Genomic DNA, 26,810 nt, shown 5'->3' on the forward strand with positions numbered 1-26,810 from the left:
GTGAACGGTGGCTACTCGGAATAGCCGCAATGATCTCGACTGACAATGCCCGGCGGTTAATTCGATCGTCCGGTCCGAGCAGGAGCGTGTCCGCGCCTCCTATAAGCCGGACCAACCGGTTTGGTGAAGCCGTCCACGATGCAATCAGGAGGGTATCTTGCATCGATTAGTTCTGGTGCTGATGCTGATCTGCCTGATGCCGTCCGGTGCCATGGCACGGGCTTCGGGGCAGGCCGAGGGCCGCTTGGTCCCCTTGTCTTCCGGGCAGTTCGCCCGGTTGTCGCCGGCCATCCGCTCCGCGATCGAGGCTGCGAAGCGCCGGTGCGGAAGTGAGGATATCACGGTGCGCAACGGTTTTCTACGGTATCTTCAGGCGGACGAGGGGGAAGAATTCACGTCGGTACACTTCGATCAGATCGGTTGCGTGAACAGGGAAGAAGTCTGTTCGTCCGACGGATGCCTCCATCGCGTCTTCGTCTCTCGGGCCGGCACGCAATGGGAGGTCTGGCACGGAAAAGCCTTCGAAATAGACATGTCGATCGTATCCGGCGTCCCTTCCATCGAAGTGCATTGTGGCGCGTTCGACCATAGCTGCTGCAAACGGTTCATGTGGGACGGGAGGCGATTTCATTGAAGTCCGAACCGAGAGCCGACAGAACAAAAGACAGCATTCGTCGCGAGTGGACTTGGAATTGCTGCAACGGAAACTCACGGAAATGCCCGGCGTTGGCGCGGTTCATAATCTTCGCGTATGGACCGTGACGTCCGGGTTTGACGCCATGAGCGGTCGTCTTCGTCGCCGGTCATGCGGAAGCGAGGTGCCGAACCGCGCACGTCGCGTCCCGAAAGACGTTTCTGCATCGACCATGTGGCCGTCCAGATCGAGAGCCATCAAAGCTAAAGGAGGACACGGCTTGTCTGACGTAGGAAACGAGGCTGGTGCCGTCCAGGCTCGCCACCGCAGCGGCGATCCGCATGACCATGGCGGCGATCACCGGCATGCCGTGAGCGAAGGTCATCACCACGCTCATGGTAGTTCCGGCCACGTCCATGCACCCGCAAGCTTCGGTAAAGCCTTGGCCATCGGCGTTACCCTGAACACCGGGCTTGTCGTGGCAGAGGGAGTCTACGGCTACCTCGGAAATTCGACGGCGTTGATGGCAGACGCAGGGCATAACCTGAGCGACGTTTTCGGCCTTTTGGTAGCCTGGGCGGCGTCGATCGCTTCCAAGCGCGCGCCAAGCGGACGGTTCACCTACGGGCTTCGCGGGTCGTCGATACTTGCCGCGCTGGCAAACGCGGTCTTTCTGCTGGTCGCCACCGGAGCGATTGGATGGGAGTCGGTCCAGCGGTTCCGCGATCCTGAACCGGTCGCCGGCGTGACCGTCATGGTGGTGGCCACGATCGGCATTTTCGTGAACGGAGCAACCGCCCTGCTGTTTGCCAGGGGACGAAAAGGCGACATCAATATTCAAGGCGCCTTTCTGCACATGGCGGGCGACGCCGCCGTGTCGGCCGGTGTCGTCCTCTCGGCGGCGCTCATCCTGTGGACAGGATGGTTGTGGTTGGATCCTGCAATGAGCCTCGTCATTTGCGCGGTCATTCTCCTGAGCACCTGGGGATTGCTGCGGAGTTCCGTCGGCATGTCGCTGAGCGCAGCGCCAGCCGAGCTCGATCTCGAAGCCGTTCGGGCGTTCTTGGCCGACAGGCCGGGCGTGTCCGAAATCCACGACCTGCATGTCTGGCCGATCAGCACCACCGAAACGGCGATGACGTGTCACCTGGTGATGCCGTCCGGGCATCCGGGCGACGAATTTCTCATGGAATCTGCTCACCTGCTGCAAGAACGGTACAAGATCGGCCATGCCACGCTGCAGATCGAAATCACCGAGGGCAACGCTTGCTCGCTCGCATCGGATGATGTCGTCTAGGTCGCAAAGACAAGATGGGATCGCCCGGACGCGCCGTCGAAGCTGCCGTCACCGGGTTTCCATGTAAGCCATTCCGGCTTCCGGAACGGCGACGGGCGGTGACGCGAGCGATTGGCTCGCGGGTCGGGTGAACGCGGGGTGCCGATCGGGTCTGTTCCCGACCGTCGGCCTCCCTGAACAGAGGGGTGATGGTATGCAAGAGCCTCAGTGCAAGGCGCCGACGTCGACCCGAATGGCCGCGGAAATACAGCGCGCAATACGGCCGCGGCCATCAGCTGTTCTTTGGGGCGTCGCGGCCAGCGTCACTTTATATGCTCTCGTCCTGTTTGCGCACGCTGCACCTGCAGTGGCACAAACACCTGCGGACCTTGTCCGCGAGGGCTTTGCCGCGAAAGAGCGGCGGCAATATCCGTACGCCGTCCGGTTGTTCGACGAGGCCCTTCGGCGCGGAGATTTTCCATTCGACCAGCGGGGATTCGTTTACTACAGCCGCGGTGTATCCTACGAAGCGCTCGGTTTGCGCGACCGCGCGCTCGGCGATCTCGATGCCGCGATAGCGCTGCTCCCCGAATTCCCGAACTCCTACATCTATAGGGCGTTGATCTGGTCGGATCGTCGGGAGTTCGAGCTTGCGCGCGATGATCTGCTGCAAGCTCTACGGCTTGCGCCTGCTAACCCGCTGGTCCACGCAAATATTGCTTCGGTATACCTGCGTACCGACCAGCTTGACCTCGCCATCGAGCACTACGGGACCGCGGTGCGCCTCGACCCGGGTTATGCCGAGGCTTTTTACAATCGTGCCCAAGTATTTATTGCGAAACAGGACTTCCATTCCGCTTTGGCCGATTATGATCGCGCGATCGGACTGCGGAAGGATTTCGCCGACGCCTACAGCAACCGCGGCGGCGTCCACTTCATGCAGGGAGATACCGAAAGGGCCATCGCGGATTTCGGCGAAGCCATTCGGCTTCGCGAAAGCGACCCCGTATTTTGGACCAACAGAGCGAACGTCTATTTCGCCTTGGGCAGGTCAGGGGAGGCCATGAACGATTTCGATCGCGCGCACATGATAGATCCCGGGAACGTCGCCGTCTATCTGGGACGAGCACGCGTACGCATCTATTCTGACGCGAATGCGGCGGCGGTGGAGGACCTCCGGACAGCCGTCCGCCTCAGGCCGTCAAATCCGAACCCGGCCATCTGGCTTCACATATCCCGCGTTCACCAGGCATACGACGACCGCCGGGAGCTCGAGGAAAACGCAGCCAGAGTGAAGCTCGGCCAATGGCCGGGAGCGGTACTCGATCTATATCTCGGGAAACGGGACGTTGATGGTGTTCGTCGGCTTGCCGGGGAAGGCACCGGACCTCAGGTCGCCAAGCGCCTTTGCGAAGCGGATTTCTTCATCGGCGAGTTCTTCATGCATAGCGGCAAAGCGACGGAGGGCCGCCAGATCCTGAAATCCGTAGGAGCTAATTGTCCGCCCGCCGAGGTGGTGTTTGGCGCCGCGAATGCGGAATTGGGGGACACGACCGAACAAAATAGTGGGGCTGCCGGTCCCCCCCGTCGCTAGAATTGCGCGCGCAGGCGGGCGCCGAAGACCGAAACCGGGCCGCGGTCCCGGTTGAACGCTGGGTTCGTGATGAACTGATAGTTCAACGTCGCACGCCAGACTGATATCGGGAAGCTGTAATAGCTTTCGAGGATCTTCTCCGGACCGGGATTGGGAAGACGTCCGTCGCCGACCAGAATGCCAAGCCCTCCGGCGTCGAGATAGGCCCGCCGCGCTACAGAAATACCGTTGACGACACCTGCCAGACCGAAAGTGTCGTCCGGTCTGTGCCACGATCCGCCAGCAAGGGCGAGCCCGACCGCCGCCGTCCGATCGATGTCCGTGAACTCATAGGACTCCACGGAGCCGTCCGCGATCCCGGCGCGTGCGAAGACGCCGAGGTCGCGCGTCAGCTCTTGTTCGAGGTTGACGCTGACGCCCCCGCGACTGCGGTACGATCTGACGGATCCCGTGTCCGCCGGCCCGCCCGTGGCCTGGGCCAATGCTACGGCGTCGTCGAAGCGTCCCATTCGTCCACGCGACAAAAAGCCCGTCACTGCAACCTTGCCGGGCTTGCCCCATATTTCATGCCGGTGCTCGACTTCCCCGACCCACTGGAACTGCTCGAAGCGCGGATCGAGTTCCGAGCTGTTCGGCACCTTGGATAGATCGAAGAGGCCGCCTCGAACGGTCCAGGCGCCGGTATACCACTCGATTGCCGCGCCGTATGTGTAGCCCCAGGCGTCCGCCGCATAGTCGAAGGTACCGGTGTCGATCAGCGACCAGTTCATGAAATCCCTCCGGGGATCATGCGCGTACTTGTTGGTATCGAAGACGTCGGTCACGGCGAATTTGCCGACAGTCAGGACGATCCGATCGTTCGTTTGCGTACCGCCAAATTGATTGACGTCGCCTTCGACTCTCTTGGAATCCCCGCCGAGGTCGATGGTCTGGCGGAAGAAGGCGCGCGGTATCCGCGCGTAGGGGCTGGCCGAGCCGACCTTGTAAGCTTCGCCGCTGGGAAACCCCGCGACTCCTACCGTCGAGCTCAAGCCGAAACCCTGGTCGATCTCCGGGTTGATCCAAAATTCTCCGCCCGTCCACGGCCGGATGCCGGCATAAAAGGTGACGTCCCAGGTCTCGCGCGTCTGATTCGGAATGAGGCTGTTCGTACCGCGGTAGGGGGCACGGAACGGTGCCGCGTATTGCTGCACATAGGTGGTCTGGGCGCGCAGATTGAACCAGTCTGTCTCTAGCGGTTTGAAGCTCACGTCTACTGCTTTTAGGCCATCCCCGCCGAAGTGGTAGTTAATCCCTAAACGTGCGGTGTGGACCGCCCAATCCGACGAGACGGGCTGCGCCGCTACGGAATATGTCACCTCCCGCGCTCCGAAGCCCGCGCCGACGTACTCAAGCTTAGTAGACCAGTGCGACGAAAATCTAAACTCGACGCCCGCTCCCCAGGCCAGTCCGAGACGGGTGATATCGTGCGTCTCGCCGTCACCAGCAAAGACCGGTGCAAGGGTCGATTGGTCGTAAGTCCACGCTAGACCGCCCGTTGCGTAAAAAAGCCAAGCGCCTGGAGCGTAGCCAAAACGCCCGCGCACCGTGCCTGACGCCAACGAAGCTTCTTTAAATGAAAAGGGGCCCGGCGCCCCAGGGATGGCTGCGGAACCTGCGATCGTATTTGGAAAGGAAAGATCGGCCTCGACTCCGAAAACAAAGCGCGACTGCAGCATAAAATTGTACCCGGCGCCCAGTCCGATCGCGTAGCTTCCAGTTCCTCTGAAAAGATCAAAATCTTCGAATACGCTCAAGGACCCAGGAGCAGTCAGGGTCCCTGCGCCGGTCGAGGAAAACTTGGAACCTCCACCCGAATAGCCGTAATGAGCCCCAAGGTATCCCCCCGTCCATTCGACAATTGCGGCGTGCGGATTGATCGCATCTGCCGCGACGGCGTCGCAGATGCCCATCGCGAGCAATACCCCAAGAAAGATCCGATTCATGGCCCCATCTCCGAAAATTGTCGGTTTTTAAGGCCACAATGCGGACGATTTAGCAAAGCTTTTAAAGCTGCTCGCTGTCATGGTTCCGTCGTAACTACAAAGGAACATCAACGAGATATGCCTCTTTAAAGGCCAAACTAGCATTGATAAGTCCAGGCCGCATTAACTGCTGTCTGTTGCTAATGGCTGCCCTACTGCCTCATCGCTTTGCTGCCAATCCTTGGTACCAAACGTATATAAAACAGGGACGCGATCAACTCCACGAGCGTCTGCGTCACGATCACTGCCGGTATCAGAGGGGTGGCGCCCGGTATAGCGAGTTCCAAAGGCAGCACAACGAGAGAATTGCGCGTGGCTCCACTAAATGCGACAGCGCGAACCGCTGGCGCGTCGAGCCCCGCGACGCGACCTATGATCCAGCCTGCAAGGGGCAAAGACTGCGAAAAAAACGTATAGCGGCACGACGCCGAGCACAGCAGTGTGGGCTTGCGCAATCTGCGGCAATAGTGCTGCAATTACAATGAACAGCACAGCCGCAATGGCGAGGACTGGAAGAAGATTGAAAGCTTTCGTGATATAGGTACCCGTAGCGCTTCGCCCTGCCCATAGCTGGCACGCCATCGCCAAGCCTAGCGGCATCGCAATTAGCCAGACAAATGCGTGCAGGAACGGTCCTGGCTGGACGAACTGGGCGGCGGTTGCCCCGAGGAAAAGTCGGAGCCATACCGGCAGCAGCACCATCTGGACGACTAGCAGGACCGCGTCGCGGCCAACACTAGCCGAGCGTCGCCTCGGCCGAGATGTGCAAACGTAACGACATAGTCAATGCAGGGGCATATCAGCACACAGAGAATGCCCATGCGTACCAGCAAATCCGGCGGCGCAAACGGTATAATTAGGGCAACCATCAACGGCACCGCGATAAAATTTGTCGAAAGCACAGGCGCAAAAAAACGCCTGTTGCGAAACGCTCGTCCTAACGAAGCGACAGGAAGCTGGAGGAAAGTTACAAACAATATCACAGCCAGTGCTGGGTTGATGGCCTTCCCCAGCACCTCCATTCCACCAGAAAACGATCCTATCAACGCGCCAAGGTATCACGGTGACTAGGTAAATCGCAACTTGATGCGTTTCCAGAATTTCCTGCAGTTCATCCCGCTTCATGCCGCATTTCCGTGACGCCGCTCGCCGGCGCCAATAAATCCCGCAGCGAAGTGCCACATCGTGGTGATTGGGCAAAGACCGTCTCGCGCATACTGGTCGGTAATCCGCCTCTTCCAGTCGGAGCGTGCGGCAATCGGTCGTGCCGAGCCGGACAGAGAATTTTTGTTTTCTGTAATAGTGTTCGCCAAGGAAGCTTATTACACAGCGCGAATGATACAAGCGTCCAATCACAATTTTGCGGTCAAGCGGTTGAGCGGCGGTTTCCGCCGGTTGATGTTTATATGCTTTGCTTTCGTATATGTGTTTATTGGCATTGCTCATAATATTTCCTGCCTCGATCAGGCGGCCGCGTCGGGCATCGCGTTCGAGCGAGTTGCCGACACCGCCGACGATGGTGCGAAGAACGGTGCTGCCGCGTGCGATCATCGCCCGACCTGCGCTCCTGCAGTATTGCCGGTGCCTTCAGTCGCCGCAGTCCCGACGGGGGTTCCCGCTGCGCCCGTCCTAACGGTAGCTCCCGTGCTGATTGCAGTTCAATCCCGGCTAGACATTCCTCCACCGAAGTTCCTAAACTGAACGCATTCGCCGGGCGCGCGAGCGCCTAGACTCGGCCGTTCTTCAGGTTCTTTAATTCATGTCATTCAGAAGCGCCGCCACGCTGATCGTGTGCGCGACGGCATTGCTGGTCAGCCCTTGGCTGACAAGCGTGTCTCATTCGCAGACCATCACGCTGCAGACTGCGCTCCAGCGCGCGCTGGCGGCCAGTCCACGGCTCACGGCCGCCGAACGCGACATCGGAATCGCCTCCGGCCAGCGGATCCAGGCCGGAGCGCTGATCAATCCGGAGCTGTCCTATGAACAGGACAACTCGTTCGGCTCCGGACCTTACCGGGGAACGCGTTCGGCCGAGACCACGCTGCAGATCAGCCAGCTCTTCGAATTGTTCGGCAAGCGCGACGCGCGCATCGCGGCGGGTCAGGCCGGCATCGAGACGGCCACGATCCAGCGAAAGGCGATACGCCTCGAAGTCTTGGCCGAGACCGCCGGGGCCTTCCTCAATGTGCTCGGGGCGCAGCGCCGCATCCAGATTCTCGACGAACAGGTCGCCGAGATCGACCGGATCACGCCGCTGCTGCAGCGTCGCGTGGAGGCCGGGGCCTCGTCGCTCGCGGAGACGGGGCGTGCGGAAGTCGCCTCGGCGCTGGTGAAGGCCGATCGCGAGCGCGTGCGATCGCTTCTCGCCACTGCGAGGCGGGAACTCGCGGTGTTGATGGGGGACACGGCGCCGAAATTTTCGGCCGTCTCGGGACGGCTCGATGCCACCGGGCGCCCACCGTCGTTCAACGCCGTGATCGCAGCCATCGACGCCAACCCGCAACTGGTGCGCTGGACTGCCATCTACGCGCAGCGCAACGCGGAGCTCCTCATCGCAAGGCTACGTCCCTATCCGGACGTCCGGGTCAACGCCGGCTGGCGGCATTTCAACGACACCGGCGACGATGCCGTCCGGCTGGGCGTCACCGTCGCGATCCCGGTGTTCGACCAGAACCAGGGCAACATCCTCTCGGCACAAGAAAGCCTGGCGAAGACCCGCGCCGAGCGGGAGGCGAACCGCAACACGCTGATCGTGCTGGCGGGGCGGGCCTACGACACCCTGCAGGGCTCGCTCCGCGAACTGGCGATCCTCCGAGAGACCGCGATTCCGAAGTCACGCCAAGCCGCGGATGCGATCTTCGAAGGATACGGCCAGGGTCGTTTCTCGCTGCTCGAGGTGCTCGACGCGCAGGCCAGCGTCGCCCAGGCCCGCCTGCGCGAGCAGGAGGCCCAGCAGAACTTCCACGTCGCCGTCGCCATCATCGAGGGGCTCGTCGGCAATCCATTCGCACTGGCGCGGGAGAGCGCACGATGAAGAAACCTATCGTCATGATCGTCGGCGCACTCGCCGTTCTTGCTGCCGGTGCCGCCTTCTATGCCGCGACGCCCGGCAAGTCGTCCGAGCCGGCCGCCAAAGACGCTAAACAGGAATCCAAGCCGGAAGAGAAGGGTCATGAAGAAGAGGGCGTCGTCGAGATGGCCGACGCCAAGGTCGCGTCCTCGAACATCGAGATACTGTCGGCTTCGGAAGCGACCTTGAACGACTCCGTCGTGCTCAACGGCATCATCCAGCCCAACCAGGAAATGCTGGTGCAGGTCACGCCGCGCTTTCCCGGCGTCGTGCGCGAGATCAAGAAGCGCATCGGCGACCCGGTCGAGAAGGGCGAACTGCTCGCCAAGATCGAGAGCAACCAGAGCCTGACCACGTACGAGATGCGCGCTCCGATCGCGGGAACGGTGATCGACCGGCAGATCTCGCTCGGCGAATACGCCTCCGAGCAGAAGCCATCCTTCATCGTCGCCGACATCTCGACAGTCTGGGTCGATCTATCCGTCTACCGCCGCGACCTGTCGCGCGTGAAGGTGGGCGACACTGTCGTCATCGACGTCGGAGACGGAGGCAAGCCGATCGAGGCCAGGATCTCCTACGTCTCGCCGGTAGGAAGCAGCGACACGCAAAGCGCCCTGGTGCGCGCCGTCGTCCAGAACAAAGGCCTGCGCCTGCGTACCGGCCTGTTCGTGTCGGCGCGCCTGATACTTTCCGCGAAAAAGGTCGCGGTAGCGGTGAAGGCCGCCGCCATACAATCCGTTGAGAACCGGAACGTCGTCTTCGTGCGGAACGGCGCGAAGTTCGAAGTGCGCGACGTCGAGATCGGCGCGCGCGATCCGGAGAACGTGGAGATCCTTTTCGGTCTTCTCGAAGGCGACAAATACGCGGCTCAGAACAGCTTCATCGTGAAGGCGGAGCTCGGGAAAGGTAGTGCCGGTCATGAGCACTAACACCAATATTCGCGCGTCGTCGTCGCGCGACCCCGCCTGCCAGCATCGTCCGCTCTCCGCGTCCGGGGACCGACTGCACGACTTTATTTCCGGAGCTTTCCTATGATCGACGCCGCCCTCGCATTTTCAGTCCGCCAGCGCTGGCTGGTGATGATCGGCGTCCTGCTGATGGCCGCCTTCGGAGCCTGGAACTTCAGTCGGCTGCCGATCGACGCGGTTCCGGACATCACGAACGTGCAGGTGCAGATCAACACGAACGCGCCGGGCTATTCGCCGCTTGAAGTCGAGCAGCGCATCACCTTTCCCATCGAGACCGCGATGGGTGGCCTGCCAAACCTGGTCAACACCCGCTCGCTGTCCCGCTACGGCCTCAGTCAGGTGACGATCGTCTTCAAGGACGGCATCGACATTTATTTCGCGCGGCAGCTTGTCAATGAGCGGGTGCAGCGCGTGAAAGACTTACTACCGACCGGCATCGAGACCGCGATGGGACCGGTCTCGACCGGCCTTGGGGAGATTTATCACTACACTGTCGAGGCAAAGCCGGGCACCAAGAATGCTGAGGGTCAGCCGTTCAGCCCGACCGACCTGCGTACGGTGCAGGACTGGATCATCAAACCACAGCTTCGCAACGTTACGGGGGTCAACGAGGTCAACACGATCGGCGGCTTCGAGAAGCAATTTCACGTGCTTCCGGATCCCAGCAAGCTGATGGCCTACCGCCTCAGCTTCCGTGACGTGATGGCGGCGCTGGCGGCGAACAATGCCAACGTAGGTGCCGGCTACATCGAGAAGAACGGTGAACAGTACCTCGTCCGCACCCCTGGTCAGGTCGCGAACCTCGACGATATCAGGCAGATCGTGATCGGCTCGCGCGGGGGCGTGCCGGTGCGCATAAGCGATGTAGCTGACGTAAAGGAAGGCAAGGACCTGCGTACCGGGGCAGCCACGCTGAACGGCAGCGAAATGGTCATGGGGACGGCGATGCTGCTGATCGGCGAGAACAGCCGGACGGTGGCGCAGCGCGTAGCGGCCAAACTTGAGCAGATTGGTAAGTCGCTTCCAGATGGCGTGACCGTCCGAGCGATCTACGACCGCACCCATCTCGTCGATGCGACCATCGCGACCGTCGAGAAGAACCTGGTCGAAGGCGCTTTACTGGTGATCGTCATCCTGTTTCTCATCCTCGGCAACTTCAAGGCGGCAATCGCAACCGCGTTGGTCGTCCCGCTGGCTATGCTGTTCACGATCACGGGCATGTTCGAGAACAAGGTCAGCGCCAATCTAATGAGCCTCGGCGCGATCGACTTCGGCATCATCATCGATGGCGCCGTCATCATCGTCGAGAACTGCCTGCGGCTTCTCGCCCATGAACAGGCGAAACGCGGACGGATACTGACGCGCGAAGAGCGTTTCGAGACGATCATCGCGGGCTCGCGCGAAGTCATCAAGCCGAGCCTGTTCGGGACCCTGATCATCGCCGTTGTCTACTTGCCGGTCCTGACGCTGACAGGCGTCGAGGGCAAGATGTTCACGCCGATGGCGCTGACGGTCCTGATCGCACTGCTGGGCGCCAGCCTTCTTTCGATGACCTTCGTGCCTGCCGCCGTCGCGCTGATGGTCACCGGCAAGGTGTCGGAGAAGGAGAACTGGTTCATGCGGCTGGCGCATCGGTCCTACGTACCGATGCTGGACCTCGCCATCCGCTTCCGCGCGGTGGTGGCCGTGATGGCTGTCTTACTGATGGTCGCCAGCGGATATGCGGCATCGCGCATGGGCGGCGAGTTCATCCCAAGCCTGGACGAGGGCGACGTCGCCCTCCAGGCCATCCGCATCCCGGGAACCAGCCTGACCCAGTCGCTGGAAATGCAGCAGGCTCTGGAGAAACGCTTGCTTCAGATTCCTGAGGTGAAAGAGACCTTTGCGCGCACCGGCACCGCCGAGGTCGCCACCGATCCGATGCCTCCGTCGATCTCGGACGGTTATGTGATGCTGAAGCCGCGCGACCAGTGGCCCGACCCCGAAAAGCCGAAGTTGGATGTCATGAAGTCAATCGAAGAAGCGTCGGAAGAGGTTGCCGGCAGCAGCTACGAATTGTCCCAGCCGATCCAGCTGCGCTTCAACGAACTGATCTCCGGCGTCCGGAGCGACGTCGGCGTAAAGATATTCGGAGACGATCTGGAAGTGCTGTCGCAGGTCGCCGGTCAGATACAAACCGTGCTCCAGGCTGTGCCAGGTGCATCGGACGTCAAGACTGAGCAGGTCGCCGGCCTGCCGGTGCTGACCGTAAAGCTCGACCGCAAAGCTCTGGCGCGCCTCGGCATCAGCGTCGCCGACGTTCAGAGCCTGGTCGAGATCGCGGTAGGAGGAAAGAGCGCCGGTCTCGTCTTTGAAGGCGATCGCCGTTTCGATCTTGTCGTCCGGCTTCCGGAAGACAGACGCTCCGACATCGAGGCCATGAAATCGCTTCCGATCCCGTTGCCGCCTCTCGACGGTCAAGCCAAGCCTCAGCCGGCCGTCCTCGGCACTTCGCCGCTCAACCAGATGCGCTATGCGCCTTTGTCGGAGCTTGCGGAGATTTCCGTTTCGCCCGGTCCGAACCAGATCAGCCGCGAAGACGGCAAGCGACGCATCGTCGTGTCAGCCAACGTGCGCGGCAGGGATCTCGGATCGTTCGTGACGGACGCACAGAGTCAGATCGCCCAGAAGGTGAAGCTGCCGGCCGGATACTGGATCGGGTGGGGCGGCCAGTTCGAGCAGCTCGTTTCCGCGACCCAGCGTCTCATGATTGTCGTTCCGATCGCGCTGCTGCTGATCCTGTTGCTACTGTTCATTAGTCTGGGGTCGGTCGCCGATGCATTCCTCGTCTTCAGCGGGGTGCCGCTCGCGCTGACCGGTGGCATTTTCGCGCTGGTCCTGCGGGGGATACCGCTGTCGATCAGCGCGGGCATCGGGTTCATCGCGCTGTCCGGCGTGGCCGTGCTCAACGGTCTGGTGATCATCACCTTCATCGAGCGGCTGCGTCACGAAGGCAAGACGATCATGCAGGCCGTCCACGAAGGCGCGCTGACGCGGCTGCGGCCGGTGCTGATGACCGCGCTCGTCGCCTCGCTCGGCTTCGTGCCGATGGCGATCGCCACCGGCGCCGGCGCCGAGGTGCAGCGGCCGCTGGCGACCGTCGTCATCGGCGGAATCATCTCCTCGACCATCCTGACGCTTCTCGTTCTTCCGGCGCTCTACATCCTGTTCCGCCGGGAATCGTCGCCCGCCGCCGTGCCGGCGATGTCTGTCGAAACCACCAAGGGAGACCACTGATGAAGAAGATAATGCTCGTCGCCGCCGCTCTGCTGTTGGCGGGTCCAGCACTTGCGCAGCACGCGCACGAAAAAGGCCCGAACGGCGGCCCGATGGAGGACGTCGCCGGCGTCGATGTCGAGATGATCGTCAAGGGCAGGACGATCATGTTCAACGTCTTCGACGAAGCCAAGAAGCCGGTGGCGACCACCGGGTTTTCCGGGAGCGCTCTGCTGACCGCCGGCAGCGATCGCGAGATGCTTCCGCTCGTCGCCGAAGGCAATGCGCTGAAGGCCGACGCCAAAAAGGACATCGCACCTGGATCCGCCGTCACCATCACGATTAAGACCGCAGACGGGAAGTCCGGCCAGGCGAAGTTCAAGAACTAAGCTTGGCAATTCTACAACCGACGAGGAGCGCCGCAGCGGCGGCGCTCCGAATGGACATCATGAACGACGCAACGAAATCAGGCGGCACGGCACGGGATCTGCGTCTAGATCTATTCCGCGGCATGGCGAATTGGGCGATCTTCCTCGATCACGTGCCCAACAACGTGGTCGCGTGGCTCACCATGCGGAACTACGGATTCAGCGACGCGGCGGAGCTGTTCGTGTTCGTCTCGGGGTTCACCGTCGCATTCGTGTATTCGAAGATGCTGCGTGCGAAGGGGCTGCTCGCGGCCGCCGCCGGGATCCTCGGCCGGGTCTGGCAGATCTACGTCGCCTACGTGCTTCTGTTCGTCTTCTACGTGGTGGCGGTCGGCTACGTCGCGCAGCGCTACGGCCACGCCCATCTGCTCGACGAGCACAACATCCGCAGCCTGATCGCCGAACCGATCGAATTCCTGAAGCACGGTCTGCTGCTCGAATACCGCCCCCTCAACCTGGACGTCCTGCCGCTGTACATCGCCCTGATGGCTCCGTTTCCGCTGGTGCTGTGGTCGTTGACCAAGGCACCGGGTAAAGCCGCCTACGCCCAGAATGACAAGTTGCGGCGTCAACCCTTCAGGAGGAGGTGACTATGGGTTTCGGATTTCTGGACGTGGCCGTGACTCCGGCCGTGCGCGCAGTGCAGCAGCAGCACGCGTTGCACACATGTGGGAGTTTTCAGCGGAAACCGGCAATTCGACCGCTCCACGGAGCGCGAAGCACAGTTCATCGCCGCCCGCGACAGCTTTTACATGGGCGACCACATGCCAAACCGGCTGGCCCTATGTCCAGCATCGCGGCGGCCGCGCGGGCTTCCTAAACATGCTCGACGATCGCACGCTGGCGTCGCCGACTATCGCGGCAACTTCCAGTATCTCAGAATCGGCAACCTTTCGGTCAACGACCGGGCCTGCCTGTTCGTCATGGACTATTCCCGTCGTGCCCGGCTGAAGATCTACGTCCATGCCGAGGCCGTGTCGCTTGAGGCGGATCAGAAGCTGGCAGCGACGGTGCTTCAGGGTGCAACCGGCACGGCCGAGCGCATCGTTCGCATGACCTTGCGCACGTTCGACTGGAACTGCCCTCAGCACATCGTGCCGCGATGCGGAACTGACCGAAATGTTGCGGCCGGTCAGCGGCCGGCTGGCGGCGCTTGAAGCGGAAAACGCCGACCTACGCGCGCAACTCGCCGCACAATAGGCGGCAGATCCTCTTTCCACTTAACCCAGACTTCCGGCTCGCGGAGATGCCCGACATGGTCACGCTCTACTATTGCCCCTATGCCTGCTCGATGTCTTCGCACGTCGCGCGTGAGGAAGCCGGCGCGACGTTCGAGACCAGCAAGGTCAACATCTTTACCGGCAAGCAGTTCAAGTCCGCGTATCGGGCGATCAACCCCCGCGCGAAGGTGCCGGCGCTGCGCTTCGACGACGGCCGGGTCCTGCTAGAATCGACCGCTATCCTCGGCTGGATCGGGATGACGTATCTGGAAGGAAGGCTGCTTGGTGATGCGCCGCTCGACCGTGCGCGACGATCGCCCTGTGCGCTTGGCTGTCGGGAACCGTTCACACGACCTTCAAGCACTTCATCCATCCGGAGCGTCTGACGCCCGACACGACGATGCACGCCTCGATCAAGGCGCAGGCCAGACACCGTTACTGGGAGCAGCTGAAGTAGATCGATGCCATGCTCGCCGACCGGCCTTGGCTGATGGGGGAGAGGTTCAGCCCGGCGGACCCTATGCCCTAGTCTTCTTCCCATGGGCACGCGATCTGGGCCTTCCTATCGCCGAGTTGACCCACCTGACTGCGATGAAGGACCGACTGATCGAGCGGCCCGCCGCCCGGCGCGCGCTTGCACGGGAAAAGAGCGTGCTGCTCACCATGTGATCGTCCAAGGGCGGGCAACACCAGCGAAGGCTTACCAGATCTGCGCTCCTGTTCCACAATGCCTGCGCACGCGCTGGATCGACGGCCTAGGCGTAAAGTCCTTCGGCCACCGCATCCACCGGCTCGTCGATGATGCGCGCGACGTGGCAGTCCTCGCAATAGCGACCGCCGACCTCCCCAGCGTCGGCGACAAACCCTGCTCAGACCGGGGTAGCCGCCCCTCTGGAACCGTCTTATACGCGAACAAGGTTTAACCCTTTGCGGCTCGCTCCCGATTCAGCCCGTCGAACATCGCGGCCAGCGCGGCGGCATCCATATGGCGGTCGAGTTCGGTTGGAATTACGGCGGGATTGACCGCTATGGCGCGTACTCCCCATCCCGACGACGGCGGTCGAACTCGGTCGCGAACAGGATCGTCGCCGTCGTTGAGCGACCATAGGCAAGGCCCGTATCGTAGGGCGTACGCTCATAGTTGAGATCGTCGAGGTCGATGCTGGCGAAGCGATGCGCGAACGATCCGAGCACCACGAGACGTCCCCCAAGCGCGATCAGCGGCGCGATCCGATTGGTAAGGGCAAAGTGGCCGAGGTGATTGGTCCCGAGCTGGAGCTCGAAGCCATCCTCCGTCCGCGAGAACGGTGTACTCGCGACACCGGCATTGTTAATGACGACGTCAAAAGGTCGCCCGTCGGCAAGAAGTGTATCAGCACCGCTGCACGCTCTTCAAGGACGCAAGGTCGAGTTCGATCACATTGATGCGGCCCACCCCGTCGAGGTCAGCCGTCACCGCAGCCAGCGCGCACCGCGCCTTTGCCACGTCGCGAGCCGTGCCGACAACGTCTGCACCGTGCGCCGCCAGCACGCGCGCCGTCTCCACACCCTGTCCCGCGGACACTCCTGTGACGAGAACGCGTCGTCCGGAAAGGTGAATCCCGTCCAGCACGTCGTCGGTTGTCGATGTTGCATTAAAATCCTTATGCACTGTTACCTCCATCGCGGTGGCCGTTCCGGTTGCATGGCGGCGGTCAGAAATGGACCTGGACCGACCTCGAAGGCCGGGGGGCCTCGCGTCTATATGCCTTCGAAGCGCACCTCGCCGGCCGCTTCGCTCTCCGATTTATCGCCGCCAGCCTCCTGTGCCGCCTTCAGCACAGCGAACCCCTGTTGAGCGTCACCCGTCTCAAACAGCCGCATACTCAAATCCAGATGCACCTCATCGGCACCGGCCACGCCGCTTGATGACCAAGCTTTAAGCAGCGCGCGCGCCGCACCGAACGCGAGTGTCGGCCGGCGGAGAGTCGTTCGGCCAGCTTGACCGCCTCCGCCTCAACTTCGCCATCCGCAACGACGCGGGTCGCCAGTCCCATCTCGCCCGCCCGCGTCCCGCTGAGCGGAGCAGATAGCAGGTACAGTTCCGACGCGCGTCCGAGGCCGATCCGCTCGGCCAGCGCTGAAGGCCGCCGGCCAGCGGATCATCCCCGTCTGGCTCTCGATGGCATGGAAGGTGGCATTGTCCGCCGCAATGATAAGATCACAATGCAGCACGAGCTCGAAATGGCCGCCGATTGCCTTGCCGCGGATGGCCGCGACTGTGGGAATTCACAGCGCCTCGATCGCGCGATAAGCCTGATTCACCTCATCGATGAAGGTATGAAACCAGCGAATGTCCTTGCCGGGCCATTCGGCAATGGCGCCGCCGGTGCCGAAGTTTGGCCCCTCTGCACGCACGATCAGCGCGCGGATCGGCGCTAAACTGGCCTCATGTACCGCGTGGCGAAGATCATCTGCCCATTGGCGACCAAGCTCGTTCTCAGGCGGATCGCAGAGGATGATGGTACCGACTGCACCGGCCTGCTCGAACCTTACTACATTCATAAGCGCCTCCGATTCTTGTAATTGATTGATGGCTGCCATGCGGCTTTGCGATCGATATCAGCGCGCAGCTCGCGACACGTCGAAACTATCCTACAGCATCTGGAAGCGGCCGATGAGACCATCGGCAATGGTCAGGATCATCGCGAACTGCGTCGTCGTCGTCCTGCCTCGCCTTGATCAGCGCTTGCAGATCCGACCACGGCCACGCGCATTTCACTCGCGAGAATGTCCTCGACATCAAACGCCTGCGGCTCGATGAGCATGCCTAAGCCTTCCAGCCAGCGCACGACCGCCTGCTTTCCGTTTGCGCGACCGATCCACGGCAGCGCATCCTCATCGCTTGGTATTTCAAAGGACACGATCTCCGAGAACAGAGCGACTACCTCGTCCGGGGGCATCCGCCTCAACCATGTGATTCAACAATGTGCGCGCCAAATGCATGTTCGATTGCATTCCCACGCTGTTGATGCCGATGTCTATGTCATGCCTTGATCACTGTGGTTGTAGGTCCGTACCGATATGATAGAAGCGGACGATCAAACCAGTACGTACATTTTGGTAAGTGCCGATTGGAGCCGAAGATGTCCGAGCCTCGTTATCGGTGTGGGATGGAAGCCGTCCTCGATCTACTGGGGGGCAAGTGGAAGATCTTGATACTTTACCATCTCTCTGGATCGCGACTGCGCTTCAGCGATCTTCGCCGATTGGTCGGCAGCATCAGCGAGAAGATGCTTAGTGAGCAACTCAAGGAGATGGTTGCGGACGGCCTGCTGAGACGGATCGACTTCAAGACGGTGCCGCCACATGTCGAGTATGAGCCCACGGCTTTCGGGCTGGATCTCTGCGGGACGCTAAGAGCCGTATGTGAATGGGGATCTGCGAACATGGATGAGATCGTTGCGATTGCCCGTGTCAGAGACGTGCGCCTAGGTAAGGCGGCGACGGCGTAAGTAACCGTCCCGCCTCTCGGAAGTTCGCTACCATGGTCGATGGCGTTGATGCCTCGCCGACCGCGCTCCATAGGGCGGTCGGCTGTGGTGGCGGCGATCAGCGGCGAGGCGGCAGTGCGACGGTATCGCCCACTACGTCGATCGCGACTTTGCCGCGCAACTGATGGGCACCACCTTCCAACAGGGCATGGGACCCGCCGATGCGGGCCAGCGGAAGGTTGCACCGACCACCGGCCGAACGAGGCCGCGCTCGACAAGATTGGTGAGAGCGTCCAATTTACCCCGGTTCTGCTGGGTGAAAGACGAAGTGGTAGGCGGCGTTCTTGCCCCACGCTGCGGCGAGGTTCTGCGGCTGGACGATGTCGACCAAGCTGACGACCCGTCCGAGATCGGCGAGCGCCAGTAAGCTTCTCGTCAGTGTGTCGCCGCCAATGGTGTCAAAAATGACAACCGTAGTCAGTCGAGCCACGGCGTCGACATAGTTCTCGGAGGTATCGTCGATGGCCTGGTCCGCACCGAGCGATCGTACGAATGCATGTTCCTCGGTGCGCGCGGTGGTGAGCACGCGTGCCCCGCTCGCCTTCGCTATCTGGATCGCGACCGTCCCGACGCCCCCTGCACCGCCGTGAATGAGGATGGTTTCGCCCCCGGCAAGCTGCGCGCGTGTCAAGAAGGCTTCCCAGACGGTTCCTCCGACCAGCGTCAAGCTGGCCGCTTCGAGATGACTGAGGTTCGCCGGCTTGCGGCTTACCAGATCGACATCGACGACGTGCTGTTCTGCATAGGAACCGGGGCCGCCGAAGATCTTGGGGGTGTAGTACACCTCATCCTCTAGACCGAACTCCGTCACATGTGACTCGACTTCCTCGATGACGCCGGAGACGTCGTGTCCGAGAATGGCGGGAAGCGGCACATATGCGGCGTAGTCGCCACGGGGGATCTGATAGTCGAGCGGATTAACGGCGGTGGCGTGGATACGCACACGGACCTCGCGGGGCCCCACAGCCGGCACGGGAACGTCGCGCAGCTCGAATGAGTCGACGCCGCCGAAGCGGGTGAGAAGGGCGGCCTTCATCATATCAGTCATGATCGAGATTCCTCGTTGGTCACCCCACACAGATCGCCACACCTATAGCTCGTGGAACCGATGACTTTCTGAACCCGTAAGATGGCCTTTCCGTTCGTCCTGGGGTAGTCCAATGAAAGGAGAGGCACTTTCAAGGGATCTTTGAAAGCAGCATAGCTGCTGCTACATCGCTGTGCTACGAAAGGCGACGCTATGTGCGCTCGGGCACGCCTAGCGACCAGGAGAGCAAAAGCGATGGACATTGAGGGCCTGAACCTGCTCATGCGGATCGCCCGGCTGGCCAGCATCAGTGCCGCCGCTCGCGATCTTGGCATCACGCCGGCTACCGCAAGCGCGCGACTGGCGGCTCTGGAGGGGAAGCTCGACACCCGCCTCCTTCATCGTACCACGCGGATGGCAACGTTGACCGAGGACGGACGCGCCTTCCTGCCCTATGCAGAGCAGGTGATCGACACCGCTGCGGCGGCGATGTCGGTATTGGGCGGCGGCCAAATGTCCCCGAGTGGTACGCTTCGGATCGCCGCGCCCTCGTCGTTCGCGCGAATGCACATCGTGCGGGGGCTCTCCGACTTCATGGCGCTATCCCGATCTCAGGCCCGACATGCGCATCTCCGACAGCGTCGTCGATCTGGCCGAAGGCGCGTTCGACGTGGCCGTCCGTTATGCGGACCTCGACGACTCTTCCTTCGTGGCGCGTCGGCTGGCGCCCGACCGCCGTGTCCTCGTGGCATCGCCCGAATATCTCGACCGGTGCGGCCATCCGGCGATCCCGGACGACCTCGACGCGCATGCTTGCCTCGTCGTGGGGACGCTTGACCTTTGGACCTTCAGAGGTCTCAAAAGCGAAACGATCGCGAAGCGGGTGACACCGACGCTTCGGATCAACGACGGTGGGGCAGTTTGCAACGCCGCATGCGCGCGCTTGGGGATCGCATTGATGGCGACGTGGTGCGCGAAGGACGAGCTTCGGAATAACAGGTTTGTTCCCATCCTTCGAGACTATCCACTGGTGTCGACGCAGACGCTTTGGGTGCTGTATCCAGCTCTCGCGAATTGGCGCCGAAGGTCCGTGTCTTCATCGAATGGCTTGTCGAACGGTTCGGACCGGAACCCTATTGGATCGACAGCTGCCAATCTAGGCGGTGCATCCGGAGATGGAATGGTCCGCCGTTCACCTTGCGATACCCCTCAGCATCACGGTCGGAAACTCAGGCGCAGATCTGTGCCTCCCTATATAAACTAACCAAAACGTAAGTACTGGACCTTTGATTCCACCTCGTTATTGTTGGCTGACACGAACGACGAGGTGACGGATGAGCAAGAAGCCCCTGCGCGGTATCAATCACGTGGGAGTCACTGTGCCCGACATCGAGATTGCGACCCAGTTTCTCCTCAACGGGCTCGGTGCGCACGTCATCTACGAATCCTACTCAGCAGACCAACCGCCAGCGGGAAGTCCAGATCTCGACCGGCACCTGAATTTGGCGCCTGGAACGCAGCTGGTTGCAGCACGCATGATCCAGATCGGCATCGGGCCGGAGATCGAGCTCTTTCAGCTGAAGGCCGACGAGCAGCGCGAGGCGGTACGTCCGAGCGACTTCGGCTTGCAACATCTGGCGCTTTATGCGGACGACATGGATGAGGCGATACGGCGCTTTGAGGCAGCCGGGGGCACGATTCTCTCGCAACCCAACGAGATCCTGTTTCCCACGGAACAGGGGGAAGACAATCTCTATTGCTACGGCAAGACCCCTTGGGGGATGATGATTGAGTTCATCACCTTCCCATCGCCGATGCCTTACGAGGACGAGACGCCGCTTCGCCGCTGGCACTCGAACAGCTGATTTGATTCAATTCGACAGGACGTTAAAATGACGGCTAACGAAGATATCATCCGGCAGGTCTATGCGGCGGCAGAAGGCAAAACCGTTCAGCCGGACGCATTTGTATCTTTCTTTGCCGATGACGGCTACTTCCTCGATATGGCGACCGGCTTCAAATGGGTTGGCAAGGATCTTGGAGAGCCGATCCAAAGTTTTGCCTCGATCTTCCCGGATATGCATCGCGAGTTGTTGGATCTCTATTCGACCGACGATGGTGTCGTAGTTGTCGAGCTGAAACTGCAAGGCACCCACAAGGGCGATCTTCCGTTGCAGGGCGGTGTGTTGCGACCAACCGGCAAGGCCTTCGACGTCCCGTGTTGCGACGTGTTCCGCCTCGCGGACGGCAAGGTGAAAGCTTTTCACTGCTACAACATGAAGTCGATCTGGCTCGATCAGCTCGGCGCACTGGATAATCTTGGCGCAGCGCTCAAAGGCTAACAGGGCAGGTTCAAGCACTCGCCATACGGCAGCTACGCAAGCTGCTGCCGCGCGGACCGTAGAAATCAGTGACTAGCCCACCGCGAAGGACCGTTTGATCTGCCCACCGGCGGCACGTCGCCCTCGAGAGTGCGAGAAAAGCCTGCTGTTGCAGATGTGACGTGCTGTGACCTGGCTGCCAGGCTTGCCGGTTGGCCTATTAAAGGATCAAACCCTTGCCCAGACGAAGAAACGCGTCGATCGCATGTTGCGCCGTCGCGGCGGGATCTTTCGACGCCGCGATCCACATGGCGGCATCGAGCACCGCGCCATCAAGCAGGCGCGCGGCCGCCTTCGCGTCGATCGGAGCGATCTCACCACTATCGACGAGATGCTGAATTCGTTCGATCGTTTCTGCAAGGCACGTGTTCTGGCTTGGCCAATGCATGGGTGGGCCGAAAACCGCCGGACCGTCAAGCAGGACGATCCGCTAAAATTGATGTTCGAGCGCAAGCCTTATGTATGCAACCCCTTCGTCAAGTAGCGCTTGGCGCCGATCAGTTGCGTCTTTCAGGTCGTCACGAAGACGCGCAGCCATCTCGGTGTCGATCTGCTCAACTACCGCCTCCATCAGCCCGCGTTTGCTGCCGAAATGATGGTACAAGGCACCACGGGTCAGCCCGACATCGGCAGTCAACTGGTCGATGCGTAGTTTAGCCAACGCGAGATCAGCCGAAAAGATAAATCATGACCGTCATCCTAGCGACACCGCTTCGGTGTTGGCGCTAATGCTCCAATCGGCTTCACGGCAACAGCATCAACCCACCCCGCCATCCGCGGATGAACGGCCGGCGGCTCAGCGGGACGAGATTGTCGTCACCGGTGCTTGGTCGGACGTGGTCGCCTCCACCGACCGGCTGAGTTTCAGCGTCGCGAACGACCTCAATGTGCAGAACGGGACGCTCGCCGATGCGCTGCGTGCCGCGCCAGGCGTTGACGTCGACATAAAGCCTGCGCGGGGACCCCGGAGTCACGATCATGATCGACGGATGCCCCTCCGCCGCGCTGAACGGCGAGGCGCGGGCCGACGCGCTTCAGTCGATAACGGCCGGCCAGATAGAGCGGGTAGAGATCATCAACAATCCCTCCGCTTCAATGAGTCCGGAAGGTTCGGGCGGCGTCATCAATCTGGTCACCAAGCGGGTTCGGCAAGGCGCGCGCTACGGCACCGTTAGCGCTGCCGCCGGCCAGCTCGGCCGCCGCACCGGGGCGGCCAATGGCGCTCTCACGGGCAAGAAGCTGACGGTTACCAGCGACCTCTCCTACCGCCGCTTCCGCGGCAAGGCGGACGCGGCCACGGAGCGCGAGCGCATTGATCCCGCGACTGGAACCACTGTCCGCACGCGCCAAGCGACCGATGACGAAACGTCCATGCGGATGCACAGCGCTCGCTTCGGCGCCGAGTACAGCATCAGTCCGAAGAGCAGGCTGGCCGGCGACCTTAGTTACCGTGGGGGCAATCGGGGTACCGAGCCCGTCGTTCGATCTGTAAGCGATCTGCCCAGCGCGACTTTCGACCGGAAGGCGAAGACGAATATCAGCCTGCGCAGCCTTGGCTCGCGAACCTCTTGGCGGCGAACGCTGCCGGGGCGAGGCCACGAACTGGTGGTAGACCTGGACGTCGACAAGATTCGCCAGCGACGCTGGATCGACGGCTTGACCGAAATTGCGTCGGCGCAAACCAGCTTTGAGCAGATCGCGACCGACACCAAGCGGACCAGAGTTGACGGTCGCATCGATTACAAGCGCCCGCTCGGCACCGATGGGTCGCTGAATCTCGGCTACGATGGTGACTTCGCCACGAGCGATTTCGACTTCCGCGCCGCACGCGGCGCGAGCCTTGACGCGCTCGTGCCCGTGCCCTCGCTCACCCACCGCTTTGACTTCGGTCAGACCGTACACGCCGTCTACGGCACCTTCTAAGAAGACCTGGGGAGATGGGAGACGCAGATTGGCTGCGCGCCGAGCAGGTGGAACTCAACATCGACCAGCGAACCGAAGCGGTGGGTATCCAGCGCGACTATTTCCGGGTCTACCCGACCGCGCACATCGATTACGAGTTGAGCACAGGCGAGAAGCTCCGGGCGAGCTACAGCGGGCGCATCCAGCGCCCTTCCGCGCAGGATTTGAACCCCTACACCATCTATAACGACCCGCTAAACCTTCGGCGCGTCAATCCCTTGCTGCAGCCGGAGGTGACCGACTTGTTCGAGGCGTCATGGCAGCGGCGCAAGGGTGTGTCTTTATACTCGCTCGCCGCCTACTACCGCACGTCGCGCGACGGGGTCACTGACGTGGTGCAGGACATCGGCGGCAACGTGTTTCTGAACACCCGCGCCAACCTGGCGACCGGCGAGCGGGTTGGAGTGGAATGGTGGCGAGCGGGAGAGTGGCGAAAAACTGACCTATAATGCCTCCGGCGGCTGCCTGTGGAACCAGATCGATCCCCGCCAGGCGGGCGTGGCACAGCGACGTTCAGGTACGACAGGCACGGCACGTGCAAGCCTGACATGGCAGCCGTCAGCCAAGGACGTCGTTCAATTCAACGTCAACTTTTCTAGCCCGCAGCTGATCGCGCAGGGACATCGCCAGTCCAGCGGGCAGGTGAACGTCGGCTGTCGTCGCAAGATTGATCAACGCCTGAGCCTGACCTTTACGGGTCAGAACATTCTCGACACGATGCGGCAGGAGACGGTGATCGACACGCCAATCCTGCGCGATCTCATCCGACAAAAGGGGCGGGGCCGGTCTTGCACTTCTATATCGAAGACCTTACGCAGTTTCGATTCTGAGGTAAAAGTGATCGCAAGGGTCCCTGGGGCGGATTGAGCAACGGCGCGCGGCTACACCATGTTGCCGCAATCTGCCGCGTTCAATCGACACCTGCAGCGATGCGCGGATCGCGAAGTGCAAGGAGTCGTCATGGCAGCCGTCCAATACAAGCGTCAGCCGGTAGGCAACGTCGATGTCTTTTACCGCGAGGCTGGACAAGTTGATGCGCCAACCATTCTTCTGCTTCATGGCTTTCCGTCTGCCAGCCACATGTTCCGCGATCTGATCCCGGCGCTGGCAGACGATTATCGGGTAATCGCACCCGACTTACCTGGCTTCGGTCAGACCCGTTCGCCGGCGCGGGGCGACTTTACGTACAGCTTCGATGCACTGGCCAACGTGGTCGACGGCTTCGTGGACGCAATCGGGTTGGACCGCTTTGCCATTTACATCTTCGATTATGGCGCCCCTGTCGGGCTGCGCCTTGCCGTGAAGCATCCAGAACGGATCACCGCGATCATTTCGCAGAACGGCAACGCATATCTGGAGGGGTTCAGCGACGAATGGGGTCCGTGGCAAGCCTATTGGCGCGATCCCAATCCGGTCAATCGCGAATCATGCCGTGCTTCGCTGTCCTCGGGGATGATCCGGGCTTGGCAATACGGCACCGGTGCAGATCCAGAGCTGCTTCGCCCGACGGATACGAACTCGACATCGCTTACATGTCGCGGCCTGGCGTAGAGGAGATTCAGCTCGATCTGATCCTCGATTACCGCAGCAACATTGAAGCATATCCTGCATTCCATCGTTACTTCCGCGCATACCGCCCCCCGCTTCTTGCGGTCTGGGGGCGTCACGATCCTGCGTTCACTCCCGCTGGAGCGGAAGCTTACCGGCAGGATCTGCCCGACGCCGAGATACGTTTCGTGGACACGGGCCACTTCGCGCTTGAAACCCATCATGTCGAGATTGCCGCCTATATGCGCGAGTTTCTCGGCCGCAAGCTCACGCGCGAGCAAATTCTGTGATTACTGGTATCGCCTTGTTAAGCCGCACGCCAACGCGATGCCTTGGCATAGCGCTATTGCTCGGCCTTCTCGTTGCGCCGGTGCCGATACCGCTTCGTGTCGATACTGGCATGCGCCGCGCTCGTCTGGACGTTCATCGAGGCCGAAATCTCAAGCCGATCGGCATCGGTCGACGCCGGTTGAAATCGACCATGATCTGGGGTTTCGGTCTCGCGGTTGCAGTAATTGTTTTCGGAATGATCGTACAGCCGGCAATCGAGTACGCGCGTCGAGGACGATGAAGTCCATCCGGGTCAGATGCTCGGCGATGCGACCCTGCCGTCCATTGCGGGTCTCGATCTCCAGGCGGTTGACGAGGTCGACCACGTTGTAGAAGCGGCTGCGGGCACCAGATCGGATGCAGCTTCTGGCGATTGCGATGGCCAAATGTGTTTTGCCGGTGCCGGTACCGCCGACCAGGACGGCGTTACGTTGCTGGGCGATGAAGCCGCCGCCGGCGAGATCATTGACCAGCGTCTGGGTGATGGGTGTGCCTTCGAACTGGAAGTCCTCAAGATCCTTGGCAAGCGGCAGTTTGGCGATGGTGAGCTGGTACTTGATCGAGCGGGCCTGCTTCTCGTTGATCTCGGCATTGAGCAGGTCGCCGACAATGCGTTGAGGTTCGTGCTGGCGTTTGACAGCGGTCGCCATGAACTCGTCGAAGGCGGCCCTCATGCCGTAGAGCTTGAGCTCGCCCATGAGGTCGAACAGTTGAGTACGTTCCATCAGATGGTTCTCCTGAGGTTGTTGTAACGGGCACAGTCAGCGATCGGCGCGTGACGCATTGTCAGCGAAGTTGGTGTGGCGATGTTGGCCGGCGGCGCAGGATCACGCTGGCGGGCAGGATGTTGAGCACGACATCGGCGGAATGAACGCCATGAGCGATCGCCTCGGCACAAGCCGCCTCGACGGCCGGCAGACCTTCGGTCAGAACCGCGTTGAGGATGTCGACCATCTGCCGGTTGCCATCGTCGGCACCGGCGAGCTACGCCGTACACGTTCAATCGCTGCCGGCAGTACCCAGTGCTTGAAAGGAGCGCCGTGCCCAAGGCGCCGGGCTTGCGAGCCACGACCGGCACGTAATACCAGGGATCATAGACGGTATCGCCGTGGCCGAACGAGCGAGCATGCTCGGCAACGATGCGGTCCGTCCTGGCGGATCACGATGCGGTCGGCATAGGCATGGACCTCGATAGGCCGCCCGACAGCGCTGGCCGTGACCGAGTACTTGTTGTTGTCGAAGCGCACCAGGCAGGTCTTCGAGACCGATGCCGGCACCGCGTTGAATCCGTCGAACCGGCCGACATAGGGAATGAGCTTCGGTCGCTTGGCTTCGAACACCTCCCAGACCGTCTGTTCGGCCAGCTCTGGATGCCGGTGCGCCTTGGCGTAGGCGATGCACTTGTCCAGCAGCCAGGCATTCAACTCGTCGATAATTTTGAACCACAGTCGCGTCGTGGAGAAGCGTTCACGGACAAGCCCGACCTGGTTCTCGACCTGGCCCTTCTCCCAGCCCGACGCTGGCGTGCAGCATCCCCGACCACCCGCTTCATGACAAAGC

28 protein-coding genes and 6 pseudogenes are annotated in these 26,810 nt (G+C 61.4%); 21 read left to right on the forward strand and 13 right to left on the reverse strand.

Annotated elements, in window-relative coordinates:
• Window positions 1–157 precede the first annotated feature (157 nt).
• The 3 genes from AC1RQ5_RS28900 (at window position 158) to AC1RQ5_RS28910 (ending at window position 3,504) form a co-directional block, all read left to right on the forward strand.
• Window positions 158–634 (forward strand): hypothetical protein, encoded by a 477-nt coding sequence (locus tag AC1RQ5_RS28900; protein ID WP_493204135.1) that lies wholly within the window; start codon window positions 158–160, stop codon window positions 632–634.
• A 280-nt stretch (window positions 635–914) separates the two neighbouring features.
• Window positions 915–1,931, forward strand: a complete 1,017-nt coding sequence (locus AC1RQ5_RS28905; protein ID WP_493204137.1) for a cation diffusion facilitator family transporter — start codon at window positions 915–917, stop codon at window positions 1,929–1,931.
• A 193-nt stretch (window positions 1,932–2,124) separates the two neighbouring features.
• Window positions 2,125–3,504 carry a tetratricopeptide repeat protein gene (locus AC1RQ5_RS28910; RefSeq protein ID WP_493204139.1) on the forward strand — a complete coding sequence of 460 codons (1,380 nt, stop codon included), beginning with the start codon at window positions 2,125–2,127 and terminating at the stop codon, window positions 3,502–3,504.
• Here the strand turns inward: AC1RQ5_RS28910 and AC1RQ5_RS28915 are convergent.
• Window positions 3,501–5,489, reverse strand: a complete 1,989-nt coding sequence (locus AC1RQ5_RS28915; RefSeq protein WP_493204141.1) for a carbohydrate porin — start codon at window positions 5,487–5,489, stop codon at window positions 3,501–3,503. The genes AC1RQ5_RS28910 and AC1RQ5_RS28915 overlap by 4 nt on opposite strands.
• Before the next feature lie 749 nt (window positions 5,490–6,238).
• Window positions 6,239–6,550, reverse strand: a complete 312-nt coding sequence (locus AC1RQ5_RS28920; RefSeq protein ID WP_493204143.1) for a bile acid:sodium symporter — start codon at window positions 6,548–6,550, stop codon at window positions 6,239–6,241.
• Between the two features lie 163 nt (window positions 6,551–6,713).
• Between AC1RQ5_RS28920 and AC1RQ5_RS28925 the strand changes: the two genes are divergently transcribed.
• From AC1RQ5_RS28925 to AC1RQ5_RS28960, 8 genes and pseudogenes are all read left to right on the forward strand, one after another.
• Window positions 6,714–7,229 carry a hypothetical protein gene (locus AC1RQ5_RS28925; RefSeq protein ID WP_493204145.1) on the forward strand — a complete coding sequence of 172 codons (516 nt, stop codon included), beginning with the start codon at window positions 6,714–6,716 and terminating at the stop codon, window positions 7,227–7,229.
• A 58-nt stretch (window positions 7,230–7,287) separates the two neighbouring features.
• Window positions 7,288–8,562: a divalent metal ion exporter subunit IhpA gene (gene ihpA, locus AC1RQ5_RS28930; RefSeq protein ID WP_493204146.1), complete on the forward strand. Its 1,275-nt coding sequence runs from the start codon at window positions 7,288–7,290 to the stop codon at window positions 8,560–8,562.
• Window positions 8,559–9,527, forward strand: coding sequence for a divalent metal ion exporter adaptor subunit IhpB (ihpB, locus tag AC1RQ5_RS28935; RefSeq protein ID WP_493204148.1), 969 nt, complete (start codon window positions 8,559–8,561; stop codon window positions 9,525–9,527). Before ihpA ends, ihpB begins: the two co-directional genes overlap by 4 nt.
• Window positions 9,528–9,629: 102 nt before the next feature.
• A complete protein-coding gene (locus tag AC1RQ5_RS28940; protein ID WP_493204150.1) occupies window positions 9,630–12,842 on the forward strand; it encodes an efflux RND transporter permease subunit in 3,213 nt (1,070 codons plus the stop codon).
• On the forward strand, window positions 12,842–13,210 hold the full coding sequence (locus AC1RQ5_RS28945) for a hypothetical protein (RefSeq protein ID WP_493204152.1): 369 nt from the start codon (window positions 12,842–12,844) through the stop codon (window positions 13,208–13,210). Before AC1RQ5_RS28940 ends, AC1RQ5_RS28945 begins: the two co-directional genes overlap by 1 nt.
• Before the next feature lie 50 nt (window positions 13,211–13,260).
• A pseudogene (gene opgC, locus AC1RQ5_RS28950) lies at window positions 13,261–13,788 on the forward strand (OpgC domain-containing protein); the annotation flags it as partial.
• A 129-nt stretch (window positions 13,789–13,917) separates the two neighbouring features.
• Entirely contained in the window at window positions 13,918–14,406 is a 489-nt protein-coding gene (locus AC1RQ5_RS28955; RefSeq protein ID WP_493204153.1) for a pyridoxamine 5'-phosphate oxidase family protein, read from the forward strand.
• Window positions 14,407–14,504: 98 nt separating this feature from the next.
• Window positions 14,505–14,855, forward strand: coding sequence for a glutathione S-transferase N-terminal domain-containing protein (locus tag AC1RQ5_RS28960; RefSeq protein WP_493204155.1), 351 nt, complete (start codon window positions 14,505–14,507; stop codon window positions 14,853–14,855).
• Between the two features lie 640 nt (window positions 14,856–15,495).
• On the opposite strand, the gene AC1RQ5_RS28965 is transcribed toward AC1RQ5_RS28960, so the two are convergent.
• From AC1RQ5_RS28965 to AC1RQ5_RS28990, 6 genes are all read right to left on the reverse strand, one after another.
• The gene (locus AC1RQ5_RS28965) at window positions 15,496–15,663 is read right to left on the reverse strand and encodes a hypothetical protein (RefSeq protein ID WP_493204157.1); all 168 of its coding nucleotides are present in this window, start codon (window positions 15,661–15,663) and stop codon (window positions 15,496–15,498) included.
• A gap of 178 nt (window positions 15,664–15,841) precedes the next feature.
• On the reverse strand, window positions 15,842–16,120 hold the full coding sequence (locus AC1RQ5_RS28970) for an SDR family NAD(P)-dependent oxidoreductase (protein WP_493204158.1): 279 nt from the start codon (window positions 16,118–16,120) through the stop codon (window positions 15,842–15,844).
• A gap of 89 nt (window positions 16,121–16,209) precedes the next feature.
• The gene (locus AC1RQ5_RS28975; protein WP_493204159.1) at window positions 16,210–16,368 is read right to left on the reverse strand and encodes a hypothetical protein; all 159 of its coding nucleotides are present in this window, start codon (window positions 16,366–16,368) and stop codon (window positions 16,210–16,212) included.
• A 96-nt stretch (window positions 16,369–16,464) separates the two neighbouring features.
• Window positions 16,465–16,737: an enoyl-CoA hydratase-related protein gene (locus AC1RQ5_RS28980; RefSeq protein WP_493204534.1), complete on the reverse strand. Its 273-nt coding sequence runs from the start codon at window positions 16,735–16,737 to the stop codon at window positions 16,465–16,467.
• Window positions 16,738–17,052 carry a hypothetical protein gene (locus AC1RQ5_RS28985; protein WP_493204161.1) on the reverse strand — a complete coding sequence of 105 codons (315 nt, stop codon included), beginning with the start codon at window positions 17,050–17,052 and terminating at the stop codon, window positions 16,738–16,740.
• A 98-nt stretch (window positions 17,053–17,150) separates the two neighbouring features.
• On the reverse strand, window positions 17,151–17,411 hold the full coding sequence (locus AC1RQ5_RS28990) for a nuclear transport factor 2 family protein (protein WP_493204163.1): 261 nt from the start codon (window positions 17,409–17,411) through the stop codon (window positions 17,151–17,153).
• Between the two features lie 183 nt (window positions 17,412–17,594).
• Here AC1RQ5_RS28990 and AC1RQ5_RS28995 point away from each other — a divergent pair, with 183 nt between their 5' ends.
• Window positions 17,595–17,963: a winged helix-turn-helix transcriptional regulator gene (locus AC1RQ5_RS28995; protein ID WP_493204165.1), complete on the forward strand. Its 369-nt coding sequence runs from the start codon at window positions 17,595–17,597 to the stop codon at window positions 17,961–17,963.
• A 97-nt stretch (window positions 17,964–18,060) separates the two neighbouring features.
• Here the strand turns inward: AC1RQ5_RS28995 and AC1RQ5_RS29000 are convergent.
• A pseudogene (locus tag AC1RQ5_RS29000) lies at window positions 18,061–19,050 on the reverse strand (zinc-binding dehydrogenase).
• A 234-nt stretch (window positions 19,051–19,284) separates the two neighbouring features.
• On the opposite strand from AC1RQ5_RS29000, the pseudogene AC1RQ5_RS29005 reads away from it, so the two are divergent.
• The 5 genes and pseudogenes from AC1RQ5_RS29005 to AC1RQ5_RS29025 form a co-directional block, all read left to right on the forward strand.
• A pseudogene (locus tag AC1RQ5_RS29005) lies at window positions 19,285–19,458 on the forward strand (helix-turn-helix domain-containing protein); the annotation flags it as partial.
• A gap of 193 nt (window positions 19,459–19,651) precedes the next feature.
• Window positions 19,652–20,293: a substrate binding domain-containing protein gene (locus AC1RQ5_RS29010; RefSeq protein ID WP_493204167.1), complete on the forward strand. Its 642-nt coding sequence runs from the start codon at window positions 19,652–19,654 to the stop codon at window positions 20,291–20,293.
• Between the two features lie 70 nt (window positions 20,294–20,363).
• Complete coding sequence (locus AC1RQ5_RS29015; protein ID WP_493204169.1) at window positions 20,364–20,894, forward strand: VOC family protein; 531 nt, start codon at window positions 20,364–20,366, stop codon at window positions 20,892–20,894.
• 27 nt (window positions 20,895–20,921) lie between these two features.
• Window positions 20,922–21,371, forward strand: a complete 450-nt coding sequence (locus AC1RQ5_RS29020) for a nuclear transport factor 2 family protein (RefSeq protein ID WP_493204171.1) — start codon at window positions 20,922–20,924, stop codon at window positions 21,369–21,371.
• 166 nt (window positions 21,372–21,537) lie between these two features.
• Window positions 21,538–21,894, forward strand: coding sequence for a hypothetical protein (locus AC1RQ5_RS29025; RefSeq protein ID WP_493204173.1), 357 nt, complete (start codon window positions 21,538–21,540; stop codon window positions 21,892–21,894).
• Here the strand turns inward: AC1RQ5_RS29025 and AC1RQ5_RS29030 are convergent.
• On the reverse strand, window positions 21,841–22,071 hold the full coding sequence (locus AC1RQ5_RS29030; RefSeq protein ID WP_493204174.1) for a TetR/AcrR family transcriptional regulator: 231 nt from the start codon (window positions 22,069–22,071) through the stop codon (window positions 21,841–21,843). The genes AC1RQ5_RS29025 and AC1RQ5_RS29030 overlap by 54 nt on opposite strands.
• Window positions 22,072–22,153: 82 nt before the next feature.
• Window positions 22,154–22,390 carry a hypothetical protein gene (locus AC1RQ5_RS29035; protein WP_493204176.1) on the reverse strand — a complete coding sequence of 79 codons (237 nt, stop codon included), beginning with the start codon at window positions 22,388–22,390 and terminating at the stop codon, window positions 22,154–22,156.
• Here AC1RQ5_RS29035 and AC1RQ5_RS29040 point away from each other — a divergent pair.
• The 4 genes and pseudogenes from AC1RQ5_RS29040 (at window position 22,389) to AC1RQ5_RS29055 (ending at window position 25,210) form a co-directional block, all read left to right on the forward strand.
• Window positions 22,389–23,333, forward strand: coding sequence for an outer membrane beta-barrel protein (locus AC1RQ5_RS29040; RefSeq protein ID WP_493204178.1), 945 nt, complete (start codon window positions 22,389–22,391; stop codon window positions 23,331–23,333). The two genes, AC1RQ5_RS29035 and AC1RQ5_RS29040, sit on opposite strands and share 2 nt — an antisense overlap.
• 14 nt (window positions 23,334–23,347) lie before the next feature.
• Window positions 23,348–23,821, forward strand: coding sequence for a TonB-dependent receptor domain-containing protein (locus AC1RQ5_RS29045; protein ID WP_493204180.1), 474 nt, complete (start codon window positions 23,348–23,350; stop codon window positions 23,819–23,821).
• On the forward strand, window positions 23,772–24,239 hold the full coding sequence (locus tag AC1RQ5_RS29050) for an outer membrane beta-barrel protein (RefSeq protein WP_493204182.1): 468 nt from the start codon (window positions 23,772–23,774) through the stop codon (window positions 24,237–24,239). The genes AC1RQ5_RS29045 and AC1RQ5_RS29050 overlap by 50 nt, the downstream gene beginning before the upstream one ends.
• Before the next feature lie 93 nt (window positions 24,240–24,332).
• Window positions 24,333–25,210, forward strand: a pseudogene (locus tag AC1RQ5_RS29055) (alpha/beta fold hydrolase).
• Window positions 25,211–25,447: 237 nt separating this feature from the next.
• Here the strand turns inward: AC1RQ5_RS29055 and AC1RQ5_RS29060 are convergent.
• Both AC1RQ5_RS29060 and AC1RQ5_RS29065 read right to left on the reverse strand, forming a co-directional pair.
• A pseudogene (locus AC1RQ5_RS29060) lies at window positions 25,448–25,975 on the reverse strand (ATP-binding protein); the annotation flags it as partial.
• Window positions 25,975–26,779: pseudogene (locus tag AC1RQ5_RS29065) on the reverse strand (Mu transposase domain-containing protein); the annotation flags it as partial. The pseudogenes AC1RQ5_RS29060 and AC1RQ5_RS29065, both read right to left, overlap by 1 nt.
• Window positions 26,780–26,810: the final 31 nt, after the last annotated feature.

The sequence above is a fragment of the Tardiphaga sp. GW821-FHT12E02 genome, from assembly GCF_058807155.1.

Coding starts and splice junctions, on each gene's coding strand:
- AC1RQ5_RS28910 (WP_493204139.1), top strand. CDS start 2,125: ATGCAAGAGCCTCAGTGCAAGGCGCCGACGTCGACCCGAATGGCCGCG.
- AC1RQ5_RS28915 (WP_493204141.1), bottom strand. CDS start 5,489: ATGAATCGGATCTTTCTTGGGGTATTGCTCGCGATGGGCATCTGCGAC.
- AC1RQ5_RS28920 (WP_493204143.1), bottom strand. CDS start 6,550: ATGGAGGTGCTGGGGAAGGCCATCAACCCAGCACTGGCTGTGATATTG.
- ihpA (WP_493204146.1), top strand. CDS start 7,288: ATGTCATTCAGAAGCGCCGCCACGCTGATCGTGTGCGCGACGGCATTG.
- ihpB (WP_493204148.1), top strand. CDS start 8,559: ATGAAGAAACCTATCGTCATGATCGTCGGCGCACTCGCCGTTCTTGCT.
- AC1RQ5_RS28940 (WP_493204150.1), top strand. CDS start 9,630: ATGATCGACGCCGCCCTCGCATTTTCAGTCCGCCAGCGCTGGCTGGTG.
- AC1RQ5_RS28945 (WP_493204152.1), top strand. CDS start 12,842: ATGAAGAAGATAATGCTCGTCGCCGCCGCTCTGCTGTTGGCGGGTCCA.
- AC1RQ5_RS28960 (WP_493204155.1), top strand. CDS start 14,505: ATGGTCACGCTCTACTATTGCCCCTATGCCTGCTCGATGTCTTCGCAC.
- AC1RQ5_RS28985 (WP_493204161.1), bottom strand. CDS start 17,052: ATGGCAGCCATCAATCAATTACAAGAATCGGAGGCGCTTATGAATGTA.
- AC1RQ5_RS28990 (WP_493204163.1), bottom strand. CDS start 17,411: ATGCCCCCGGACGAGGTAGTCGCTCTGTTCTCGGAGATCGTGTCCTTT.
- AC1RQ5_RS28995 (WP_493204165.1), top strand. CDS start 17,595: ATGTCCGAGCCTCGTTATCGGTGTGGGATGGAAGCCGTCCTCGATCTA.
- AC1RQ5_RS29010 (WP_493204167.1), top strand. CDS start 19,652: ATGCGCATCTCCGACAGCGTCGTCGATCTGGCCGAAGGCGCGTTCGAC.
- AC1RQ5_RS29015 (WP_493204169.1), top strand. CDS start 20,364: ATGAGCAAGAAGCCCCTGCGCGGTATCAATCACGTGGGAGTCACTGTG.
- AC1RQ5_RS29020 (WP_493204171.1), top strand. CDS start 20,922: ATGACGGCTAACGAAGATATCATCCGGCAGGTCTATGCGGCGGCAGAA.
- AC1RQ5_RS29040 (WP_493204178.1), top strand. CDS start 22,389: ATGATCGACGGATGCCCCTCCGCCGCGCTGAACGGCGAGGCGCGGGCC.
- AC1RQ5_RS29035 (WP_493204176.1), bottom strand. CDS start 22,390: ATGATCGTGACTCCGGGGTCCCCGCGCAGGCTTTATGTCGACGTCAAC.
- AC1RQ5_RS29045 (WP_493204180.1), top strand. CDS start 23,348: ATGGGAGACGCAGATTGGCTGCGCGCCGAGCAGGTGGAACTCAACATC.